Source organism: uncultured Caldilinea sp. (assembly GCF_937128415.1).
Classification (GTDB): domain Bacteria; phylum Chloroflexota; class Anaerolineae; order Caldilineales; family Caldilineaceae; genus Caldilinea.
The window spans coordinates 1-10,000 of the sequence record NZ_CAKZMJ010000096.1 but is presented as its reverse complement, the minus strand read 5'-3'; the positions used below and the strand labels follow the sequence as shown (position 1 = coordinate 10,000).

Annotated in this window: 14 protein-coding genes (1 of these 14 cut by a window edge); 7 read left to right on the top strand and 7 right to left on the bottom strand. The window is 60.1% G+C overall.

All coding sequences use genetic code 11. The annotated features are described in order from the left end of the window. A protein-coding gene (locus tag Q0367_RS18515; protein WP_298984047.1) for a M20 family metallopeptidase crosses the window boundary here: on the top strand, positions 1-426 show its end. Its footprint begins 750 nt before the window's first position; the window shows 426 of its 1,176 coding nt (coding positions 751-1,176); its start codon lies beyond the left edge, outside the window; its stop codon occupies positions 424-426. A 373-nt stretch (positions 427-799) separates the two neighbouring features. Here the strand turns inward: Q0367_RS18515 and Q0367_RS18510 are convergent, their stop codons facing one another. Continuing rightward, on the bottom strand, positions 800-1,147 hold the full coding sequence (locus Q0367_RS18510) for a hypothetical protein (protein ID WP_298984046.1): 348 nt from the start codon (positions 1,145-1,147) through the stop codon (positions 800-802). A 33-nt stretch (positions 1,148-1,180) separates the two neighbouring features. Here Q0367_RS18510 and Q0367_RS18505 point away from each other — a divergent pair, with 33 nt between their 5' ends. The 5 genes from Q0367_RS18505 (at position 1,181) to Q0367_RS18485 (ending at position 7,146) form a co-directional block, all read left to right on the top strand. Next, on the top strand, positions 1,181-2,971 hold the full coding sequence (locus Q0367_RS18505; protein WP_298984044.1) for an NADPH-dependent assimilatory sulfite reductase hemoprotein subunit: 1,791 nt from the start codon (positions 1,181-1,183) through the stop codon (positions 2,969-2,971). Then, positions 2,934-3,671, top strand: coding sequence for a phosphoadenylyl-sulfate reductase (locus Q0367_RS18500; RefSeq protein ID WP_298984042.1), 738 nt, complete (start codon positions 2,934-2,936; stop codon positions 3,669-3,671). Before Q0367_RS18505 ends, Q0367_RS18500 begins: the two co-directional genes overlap by 38 nt. 20 nt (positions 3,672-3,691) lie before the next feature. Beyond that, a complete protein-coding gene (locus Q0367_RS18495; protein ID WP_298984040.1) occupies positions 3,692-4,378 on the top strand; it encodes a bifunctional precorrin-2 dehydrogenase/sirohydrochlorin ferrochelatase in 687 nt (228 codons plus the stop codon). Further along, on the top strand, positions 4,375-5,220 hold the full coding sequence (cobA, locus tag Q0367_RS18490; RefSeq protein WP_298984038.1) for a uroporphyrinogen-III C-methyltransferase: 846 nt from the start codon (positions 4,375-4,377) through the stop codon (positions 5,218-5,220). The genes Q0367_RS18495 and cobA overlap by 4 nt, the downstream gene beginning before the upstream one ends. Positions 5,221-5,409: 189 nt before the next feature. Further along, on the top strand, positions 5,410-7,146 hold the full coding sequence (locus Q0367_RS18485) for a bifunctional sulfate adenylyltransferase/adenylylsulfate kinase (protein WP_363325890.1): 1,737 nt from the start codon (positions 5,410-5,412) through the stop codon (positions 7,144-7,146). Between the two features lie 177 nt (positions 7,147-7,323). On the opposite strand, the gene Q0367_RS18480 is transcribed toward Q0367_RS18485, so the two are convergent. Both Q0367_RS18480 and Q0367_RS18475 read right to left on the bottom strand, forming a co-directional pair. After that, on the bottom strand, positions 7,324-7,914 hold the full coding sequence (locus Q0367_RS18480) for a dihydrofolate reductase family protein (RefSeq protein WP_298984034.1): 591 nt from the start codon (positions 7,912-7,914) through the stop codon (positions 7,324-7,326). A gap of 132 nt (positions 7,915-8,046) precedes the next feature. Continuing rightward, positions 8,047-8,565 carry a pyridoxamine 5'-phosphate oxidase family protein gene (locus tag Q0367_RS18475; RefSeq protein ID WP_298984032.1) on the bottom strand — a complete coding sequence of 173 codons (519 nt, stop codon included), beginning with the start codon at positions 8,563-8,565 and terminating at the stop codon, positions 8,047-8,049. 37 nt (positions 8,566-8,602) lie between these two features. On the opposite strand from Q0367_RS18475, the gene Q0367_RS18470 reads away from it, so the two are divergent. Then, positions 8,603-8,767 (top strand): hypothetical protein, encoded by a 165-nt coding sequence (locus Q0367_RS18470; RefSeq protein WP_298984030.1) that lies wholly within the window; start codon positions 8,603-8,605, stop codon positions 8,765-8,767. Here the strand turns inward: Q0367_RS18470 and Q0367_RS18465 are convergent. The 4 genes from Q0367_RS18465 to Q0367_RS18450 all read right to left on the bottom strand — a co-directional run. Beyond that, positions 8,759-8,983 (bottom strand): hypothetical protein, encoded by a 225-nt coding sequence (locus Q0367_RS18465; protein ID WP_298984028.1) that lies wholly within the window; start codon positions 8,981-8,983, stop codon positions 8,759-8,761. The genes Q0367_RS18470 and Q0367_RS18465 overlap by 9 nt on opposite strands. A gap of 118 nt (positions 8,984-9,101) precedes the next feature. Beyond that, positions 9,102-9,314 (bottom strand): DUF2281 domain-containing protein, encoded by a 213-nt coding sequence (locus Q0367_RS18460; RefSeq protein WP_298984026.1) that lies wholly within the window; start codon positions 9,312-9,314, stop codon positions 9,102-9,104. Positions 9,315-9,486: 172 nt separating this feature from the next. Continuing rightward, positions 9,487-9,732: a YgiT-type zinc finger protein gene (locus Q0367_RS18455; RefSeq protein ID WP_298984024.1), complete on the bottom strand. Its 246-nt coding sequence runs from the start codon at positions 9,730-9,732 to the stop codon at positions 9,487-9,489. Continuing rightward, positions 9,729-10,000: DUF4258 domain-containing protein (locus tag Q0367_RS18450; RefSeq protein WP_298984022.1), on the bottom strand; the 272-nt coding region annotated here is incomplete at its 5' end. The genes Q0367_RS18450 and Q0367_RS18455, both read right to left, overlap by 4 nt.

Sequence of the window (10,000 nt, the reverse complement as noted above, 5' to 3'; positions counted from 1 at the left end):
CCGAACGTCGTCGCCGAGGAGGCGCGCGCCGAACTCGATCTGCGCGCCTGGCGCAACGCCGATATTCCCGACCTGCTCGACGCCATCCGCAGCCAACTCGCTCGCCCTGTGCTGGAAGGGACGACGGCCGCGCTGGACGTCAACCTCGATGGCGCCATGCCGGCGATGGAGCGCACGCCCGCCGTCGCAGCGCTCGAGGCCCTGGCGCAGCGGATCGCCCATGATCTCGGCTTCACCGTCAAAGGCGCCAGCACCGGCGGCGCTTCCGACGCCAGCTTCGTGGCCGCAGAGGGCGTTCCCGTGCTCGATGGCCTCGGACCGATCGGCGGCCTCGACCACAGCCCGGATGAGTACATCGAGCTGAACAGCATCGTCCCACGCACGGCGTTGCTGGCGCTGTTGATCGCAGAGGCGGGCGCTCCGTGAGCGTCGTGCGCAGAAACGCGCAGCGTTGATTGTCGATTTGACACGATCTGGAACGTTGCGTACAATACCGCACCAACTTGAAGGATGAGTTTTTGAGAGGCGCCATTAGAATTTCGCCCGAGCCAAACAGAACGCAGACGACATGCAACGCAACGCCACGTTCTTCATCCTCAATAATGTCTGTATGGCCTGTGAGTGTTGTTGTCTGCGCGCGTGCAAGCGGGCGAACTCGGCGTGATCGGGCGTCATAGGGTTTTGAGAAAGCAGCCCATCGAGTTCGCTCGGTGGGCTATTTTTTTGCGGATGGAATGGGCGAAGTTCAAAGAGGCATCGTTGGGCCTTGCCCATGAATCCGATTGAATAGACCGGACTTTCAAGAATGGCTTTCACGGTTGACCTTTTCCATCAACAGAAAGCAAAGGGCGCTATGAAGGGACATCGATTCAAACAGCACAGACGTTTCGGCTTCTTCCAGTTGCAACGCGAGCTTGTGCACCGCCTTGTTTTCCCCTGTCTCCCCTGCATCTGTCGCTAGCGGGAGCTTAGAGAAGCCGGCTGGCGCTGTTGAGCGACGCCGCACAACAACCGTCGGAATTCTCTGAGTCGCCCGCAACATCCCAATGCTGTAAAAAAACTGAACCTGGTTCGAGCCTTGCCCGGTTTCGTCCGTTGACATCGTCCGTCGACGTCGTGCGTCGATGACGAAGCCGGCAGGGAGCATAGGCTTATTGGCTTTTTCAGAAAGGAGCAATGCATGGCAACGCGTCCAAAAACCGATGCGCCCTCGGGCGTTGAAGTGATCAAAGAGAACAGCAACTATTTGCGCGGGACGCTGGCGGAGCAACTGCACAATGACCTCGATCACTTCGATGAGAGCGGCAAACAACTGTTGAAATTTCATGGGCTGTATCAGCAACACGACCGCGATCAACGCAAAGGCGCGCGCGGAACGGAAAAAACGCATTCGTTCATGTTGCGCACGCGCATTCCGGGCGGCCTCCTCACGCCGGAGCAATACCTGGTGCACGATGATCTGGCGCAGCGCTACGCCAACGGAACCCTGCGCGTCACGACGCGGCAGTGCTTTCAGTTTCACGGCATCCTTAAAGGCGACCTGCAGGCGACGATCCGAGAGTTGAACGAGGCGTTGATCACCTCCCTGGGCGCATGCGGCGACGTCGTGCGCAACGTCGCCTGTTGCCCCGCGCCCTACCAGGACCCGGTGCGCGAGCAGATTCAGCGCGTCGCCCGCAGCATCTCCGACCATTTGCTGCCGCGCACGCGCGCCTATCATGAGCTCTGGATCGACGGCGAAAAGGTGGAGCTGGCCGCGCCCGTCGAGGAGGAGGTGGAGCCGATCTACGGCAAGACATACCTCCCGCGCAAGTTCAAAATCGCCATCGCCTATCCCGGCGACAACTGCGTTGACGTTTACACGCAAGATATCGGCCTCGTCGCCGTGGCGGAGGGGGAAACCTTGCTCGGCTTCAACGTGATCGTCGGCGGCGGCATGGGCATGAACCACACCAAGGTGGACACCTTCCCACGGCTGGGCGACCTGATTGGCTTCGTGACGCCGGAGCAGGTGTTGCAGGTGGTGGAGACGATCGTGACCGTGCAGCGCGATCACGGCAACCGCAGCGACCGCAAACACGCGCGCATGAAATACCTGCTGCACGAGTGGGGCGCCGATCGGTTCCGCACGGAAGTCGAGCGCCGTCTGGGCTGGAAGCTGCAGCCGCCCGCCCCGACGCCTCCGCCGGAGAACGAGCTTCATCACGGCTGGCATGCGCAGGGCGACGGACGCTGGTTCCTCGGCCTCTCCATCGAAAACGGACGCATCAAAGACGAAGGCGCGCTGCGGCTGCGCAGCGGCCTGCGCGCCGTCATCGAACGCTTCCGCCCCGGTGTGCGCCTGACGCCCAACCAGGACCTGCTGCTGACCGACATCGAGCAGAAGGACATGCTCGCCGTTGAGAACACCTTGCGCGAGCACGGGATTCCTCTGCCTTCCGACCTGAGCCTGGTGCAGCGTCATTCGCTGGCGTGCGTGGCGTTGCCCACCTGCGGCCTGGCGCTGACGGAGGCGGAGCGCGCGCTGCCGGCGGTGATCGACGCGCTGGAAGTCGAGCTGGCGCAGCTGGGGCTGGCCGACGAGCCGTTCACCGTGCGCATGACCGGCTGCCCCAACGGCTGCGCCCGCCCCTACGTCGCCGACCTTGCCTTCGTCGGACGCTCCGCCGACGCCTACGTCATCTTCGTCGGCGGCGCCAGCAACGGCACGCGCCTCAATCAACCCTACAAAGACCTGGTCAAACGCGATCGTCTGGTGGAGGAGGTGCGCCCGCTGCTGCAGCTCTATCGAGATCGACGCCTGCCGGGCGAACGCTTCGGCGATTTCTGCCACCGGCTCGGCGTGGAAACCTTGCAATCGATGATTGCTCAACTTGCAGAGAAGGATCAACTTGCAGAGAAGGATCAACTTGCAGAGAAGGAGATGTCAGATTATGTCGCCGTCGACGCGGCTGTTGCACTCAAACGTTGATTACGTTGCGCTCAATCGCCAGCTCGAAGAACTTACGCTCACCGATTTTCTGCGCTGGAGCGTGGTGACCTTCGGCGAACGACTGGTGCAGGTCACGAGCTTTGGCCCCACCGGCATCGTCATTCTCGACCATCTGGTGAAAGTCAATCCAGACGTGCGGGTGGTCACGATCGACACCGGCTTTCTCTTCCCGGAAACCTATGCGCTTTGGGAGGAGATCGAGCGCCGCTACGGCATCCAAATTCACGTCGTGCGGCCGGAGCTGACGCCGCAGGAGCAAGAGCGACTCTACGGCCCCGCCCTCTGGGCGCTGGAGCCGGACGTCTGCTGCCATGAGCGCAAGGTCAAGCCGATGGCGGCGGCCGTCGCCGGTCAACACGCCTGGATCACCGGCCTGCGCCGAGACCAGTCCACCACGCGCAATCAGACGCCGCTGATCGGCTGGGACGCCCGCTACAACCTCTTCAAGCTCAGCCCGCTGGCGCATTGGACGCGGGAGGCCGTGTGGGATTACATTCGGGCGTACAACCTCCCGTACAACCGCCTGCACGACCTCGGCTACACCAGCATCGGCTGCATTCACTGCACGCGGCCGCCCGCAGACGCCAACGACGAGCGTTCTGGTCGCTGGCAGGGGCGCATGAAAACTGAATGCGGGTTGCATTGGCCGGTGCGCCCCTTCACCCCGTGCAGAGAATGAAAGGAGCGGAAATAGACGCAATGAAGACCTATCCTATCAACTTGGTGTTGGAGAATAAACTTGTCATCCTCGTCGGCGCAAAGGGCGAAATTGTGCACAAAATTCCCGGCCTGCTCGAAGTGGGCGCACGCGTGCGCGTGATTGCGCCTTCGGCTGCGCCCGAGGTGGAGGCGCGCGCCTGCGCCGGCGAAATCGAATGGCTGCGCCGCCGCTATCAGCCGGGTGACCTGTCCGGCGCAGCCGTCGTCTTCGCCGCCACGAACGATCCCGTCGTGCACGATCGGATCTGGGCGGAGGGAGCGGCCAACAACCAGTTGGTCAACGTAATGGATGTCATCGACCGCTGCAACTTTCATGCGGTCTCCACCTTCCGCCGCGGCCTGTTGACCGTGGCGATCGGCACGGGCGGCGCGGCGCCTGCCCTGGCGGTGACGCTGCGCCGTCGCCTCGAAGCGGAGATCGGCCCAGAGTACGGCGAGTTTCTGGAGCGCGCTCAGGCGTTGCGCCCCATCGTCCAGCGCCGCGTGCATCCGTTCCGTCGTCGCGTCGAATTCTGGTATGCGCTCGTGGAAAGCCCTGCGCTGGACGCCTTGCGCGCCGGCGACGACGCCGCGTTTCAGCGCATCGTCGCCGCGCTGCTGGCGCAATATTCCACGTTTCCTCAGCGGCCTGCGGCGCCGGCGCCTGCTTTGGAGCTTGCTGCATGAGCGCCGCGGACAGCTTCAAGAAAAGCGGTGAGCCGGGCGACGGCGTCATCGGCGCAGTGTATCTGGTGGGTGCAGGGCCGGGCGCCCCGGATCTGATCACCGTGCGCGGGGCGGAGCTTTTGCGTCGCGCGGGCGCAGTGCTCTATGATGCACTTGCGAACGACGCACTGCTCGGCCTGACGCGCGACGACGCCGAGTTGATCTACGTCGGCAAGCGCGCCGGCGCGCATGCGCTCAGCCAACAGGAGATCAATCAACTGCTGCTGGAAAAGGCGCGTCAACACGCCGTCGTTGTGCGCTTGAAAGGAGGCGATCCCTTCGTCTTCGGTCGAGGCGGAGAGGAGGTGGAATTTCTGCAGCGCCATCATGTGCCGGTGGAGGTTGTGCCGGGCGTCTCGAGCGCCATCGCCGGACCGGCGGCGGCCGGCGTTCCGGTCACCCATCGCTCCGTCAGCCGCAGTTTCGCCGTCGTCGCCGGCCACACGGTGGATGGCCTCGATGCGCCGAACTGGAAAGCGCTGGCGCAGATCGATACGGTGGTTGTGCTGATGGGCGTCGCCGCCGTGGAGGAGATCGCAGCCCGGCTGATCGCCGCCGGACGCGCGCCGGAGACGCCCGCCGCAGCGGTGCAATCGGCCACGCTCCCCGACCAACGGCAGGTGATCGCCACGCTGGCGACCCTGGCGCAGGCGATGAGAGAGGTCGAGATCGTTGCGCCCGCCGTGTTGGTGATCGGCGAAGTTGTTCGGCTGGCGCAGACTGCACAGCCTGCGTTCGCCTGGTTGACGCCGATGTTCGCCGGGGAAGCGCTTGCATTGCGCAAGGAATCGGCGTCCATGTAGGAGGGAGTCGCCGTCGCCGTTCGACGGAATTCAACTCAATGGTTCTGCAACCGACAGTTGCTGCTCATCGCTGCGCTTCCTTGAATCATCAAGGCCTTGCGCTCTATCGAGGAGGTGTAGCTGAAGAGTTGCACCTGACAATAATTTACGGAAACGCCACAAGTGGAGAAAGTGAGTCAAACAAGTCCTATGAGCACAGTTTTGTCACCTGTACAGGAAACAACATTGATTGAGCCGTATGGCGGTCGTCTCGTCGATCTGCGCGTGCCGGCGAAGGAGTACGAGGCGTTGCGCGCTTACGCCAACACACTGCCATCGATTCAACTTTCCGACCGCGCCTTGTGCGACCTCGAGCTGCTTGCCGTGGGCGCCTTCTCGCCGCTCGATCGCTTCATGGGGCGGGCGGATTTCGAGCGGGTGCTGGAAGAGATGCGGCTGGCCAACGGCATGCTCTTTCCCATCCCGGTCACGCTCCCGGTCGACGCCATCGACGACCTGCGCTACGACCGCGATATTGCGCTGCGCGACAGCAAGAACAACCTGCTGGCGATCCTGACGGTGGAGGAGATTTATAGCTGGGATCGCAGTCGCACCGCCCAGCTTGTTTTCGGTACGCAGGACCCGGCGCATCCGCTCGTGGCGGAGATGAATCGATGGGGCAAGCTCAATCTTTCCGGCCCGCTGCGCGTGCTGGCGCTGCCCAAACATTATGATTTCGTGGACCTCCGGCTGACGCCTGCAGAGACGCGCGCGCGGCTGGCGGCGCTGGGTCGGCGCAACGTGGTGGCCTTCCAGACGCGCAACCCCCTTCACCGCGCGCACGAGGAGCTGACCAAACGCGCCGCCGACAGCGTCAATGGGACGTTGCTGCTCCATCCTGTGGTCGGCTTGACCAAGCCGGGCGACGTCGATCATTTCACGCGCGTGCGTTCCTATAAAGCGCTGCTCAGCCGCTACTATCCGCAAGATCGGGCGCTGCTGGCGCTGTTGCCGCTGGCGATGCGCCTGGCCGGCCCGCGCGAGGCGGTGTGGCACGCCATCATCCGCCGCAACTACGGCGCCAATTATCTGATCGTCGGTCGCGACCACGCCGGCCCTGGCGTCGATTCCCTCGGGCGGCCGTTCTACGGTCCGTATGACGCCCAGGAGCTGGCCAGAAAATACAGCGACGAGATCGGCGTCGGCGTGTTGACCTTCGGCGAGATGGTCTATCTGCCCCAGGAAAATCGCTACGAAGAATCAACCCGCATTCCCAACGGCGTGCAGGTGACGACGCTTTCCGGCACGCAGGTGCGCACCGATTACCTGAATCGAGGGGTGCAACTTCCCGAGTGGTTCACCCGCCCGGAGGTGGCCAACATTTTGAGCGAAAGCTATCCCCCGCGGCATCGGCAGGGCGTCTGCCTCTGGTTCACCGGCCTCAGCGGCGCCGGCAAGTCGACGACGGCGGAGGTGTTGACGGTGTTGTTGCTGGAGCACGGACGTCAGGTCACGCTGCTCGACGGCGACGTCGTGCGCACCCATCTTTCCAAGGGGCTGGGCTTCAGCAAAGAGGATCGCGACACCAACATCCGCCGCATCGGCTTCGTCGCCAGCGAGATTGTGCGCCATGGCGGGATCGCCATCTGCGCCGCCGTCAGCCCCTACCGCGCCACGCGTGAGGATGTACGGGCCATGGTCGGCAAAGATCGTTTTGTAGAGATTTTTGTCGACACGCCGTTGGAAGTCTGCGAGGCGCGCGACGTCAAAGGCATGTACGCCAAGGCGCGGCGAGGAGAGATCACGGGCTTCACCGGCATCGACGACCCGTATGAACCGCCGATCAACCCGGAGATCACGCTGGACACGGTGAATTTCACGCCGGAGGAAAATGCGCGGCGCATCCTGGCCTATTTAGGCAATCACGGCTACGTGCGGCTGGAGTAGAGCTGAGCGTCGCGCAGCCTCCGACGCTGAAACATTGAAGAGCAGTAGAGACGCTATAATGAAACCGCCCCGTTAGGCTGCTGCTGCGCAGCGGCGGCCTAACAGGGCGGCTTCAGCTGTGCGCACAGTGCGTCGGCTGCAACCTGGTGTGAGCTAGCAGCGAAGGCGGAATAGGCGCTAACGTGCGCGCACATATCGGCACACCAACGCGCCGGTGCTCGCCGTGGCAGTTGACGCCAACTCGAACGGAATCGCCTTTCCGTTTGCGGGAAAGAGCGTCTTACCCCCACCGAGCATAATCGGCACAATTGTGAGCAACAACTCATCCACAAGGTCGGCGTCGAGGAGCGATCGGACCATCGTCGCGCTGCCGTACACGTAGATATATCCCCCCGGTTGCGCTCGAAGATCGGACACTGTCTTCACCAAATCGTCGCCGCGAATAATTGTGGTAGGGTTCCATGTAATGTCCTTCTCGGTGAGAGTATTGGATACAACATACTTTTGCACCCGGTTGATCCAGTCTGAGAATGGGTCCCCCGAACGTCCGGGCCAAGCGGCGGCTGACACTTGATAGGTTCGGCGTCCTTGTAAGAGCGCGTCGCTCTGTTTGGCGAGCTCGTCAAATGCACCGCCCATGACCTTTGGGTCAAAGTACTTCATGGCCCACCCGCCATGGGCAAAGCCGCCGTCGGTGTCTTCACGCGATCCTCCGGGCGCCTGAACGACGCCGTCGAGGCTGATGAATTCCGTGATAAGCGTTTTCATGGGTTCTCCTGTTCGCATCACATGGCCAGGGTAGGGCTGGCTAATGGGGCGGCGTCACATGCAAGCGCGTGTTGGGCTGCCTACCTATAAAGACTCCGGCGCTTCATCTTGATCGCTACTGCGCTTCAGGCATCAAGTTGCTTGTTCAGGTTCCAGTATAAACTTAGTCGGGTCTTCCGTGAAGCTTGTCCACGCAATGACTTTGTGGAGCGTAATCTCGAACAACCCCCCGTTATCCCATTGATTGGGATCAGGCGCATAGCCCATGGTGGCATATTTCGTTGTATAGGCTTGTGCTACTTGAATACCTAACTCACGCGAAGGCTTGACTACCGCCTTGGCTGTTCCCTCTACAATCACGACATCTTCGCCGCTTTCCAAATGAACAGACACATAAGGGTTCTCGGCAATGTTTTTAGCATGGCGTGTTTCTGGACTGCCGTCAAAGTAGATTCTGCCGTTGACCCAGACTGCCCATTTGGGAATAGCATGAGGTCGCCCGTTCGGCCTTACAGAACACAGCCAATAATGTTTGGCATCCGTCAGCCGCTGTTCGACATGGCTCCAAGGCAAGGTTTTCTTGGGATTTTCGACGTAGCCTTTGGGGAAGTACGGGCGAGTGACTTGAGGATAATTCGCACTATTTGTCATTTGTCTCCTTCTCTCTTGTTCTTGAATGTTGCGTCGCATGACGACCGTTGCTGAGGCAGCCCAACGGCGCGGCGTTGAGCCGCACGCAGCGGAGTGCGTCAGCGCCTCCGCAAGCGTCGGCTCCAATCGCTGGTTAGGCTGCCGCGAGCGCAACAAGCAAGGCCTCCCAGCGGGCGCAGCCCACCGCGCTGCTTTAGGATGAAGAGAGCCAACTTGCTAGAGCCTGTTTCAAACGTCGCAAGCGCGCTGGTGAAATTTCGCCAATAGCACCTATAAGAATGTCTCCTGACACAACTGCTACCCTTCCTACTCGAATCACACTTGCCACCTTTAGCCCGCTTTGAGCAAAATCTTCATCCATCTCTTGTACCAATTCATCAAACCCTGCCACATAGTGACGTGTTTGCGATGAAACCATACAAATTAACAATCATCATATTCACCAGGGAGTTTCGCTAATAAAAGAGCAGGGCGTAACTTGCCTTCTTCAAGATCAGTTTGGGGAAAACGAAACAGAACAACTTGCCCTGCCTTTTTCATGCAAATATCACCTTTATATCAGCAAGATCATACAAGGCAGGCTCATCGTCCATATCGCGTAAGGCAGAAGAAAGCGAGAGGGAAAACCATTCTTGCTTCTCTCTTCGTTTTGCTTTCATCAGTAAGAACTGTACAAAGTCCAGCAGTTCTTCCTGAAGTGAATGGGGAAGTCTCTGTAATTGTTGGTAAACTTTCTCATCAATTGTCATAATAAGACTCCGCTTCTGAAAAAAATCCGCCCAATTGATATTATTTTACACCAGAGGTTCTACTCTGAAGCAAGAAAAGGCGGCCCAACGGCCTGCGCTTCAGTGGCGGTGAGCCGAGCGCAGCGAGGCGAAGCCTGTCGGGTGCATGCGCTGGTTAGCCAGCTCGTTCTTGTTAATGCGCTACCTGAAAAGTCTGACCAAGTGGCTGGAAATCAGCCACTTCCTGCCGCTCCAGTTTTTGCCGAATCTGCTCAAAACGTTTCACCGTCTCGACAGGATACAACCTTTCGCCACATCGCAAACACACTTCAGCACGCACTTTGAGAACTGCTGTGTGCACGCCACCTTTCAGCAATTTCTCCACTTCCTTCTCAACCAGTTCACCACCACAGACAGGGCACTTCTCAAATGCTTTCATTTCTTTCTCCTGATGCGCCAATCAAGCCAGCGGTCGGGGTCAGGTCGGTACACTCTCACCAACACTGCCCATTCAGTTTCTGGGTTGTAAGCCCAAACGCTATGAATTGGCTCTCCAGCAAAACTCTCACCGTAAATCAAACAACTTGGATAAGGCTTGTCGGTTGGGTAATCTTCGATGATTTCACCGTTCAAGACGCTAAAGAAAATTTTATCAAAGGATAAATGGTCCGCTTGCGCTTCTTCATCTGCGTGATCCGTAATGCGAA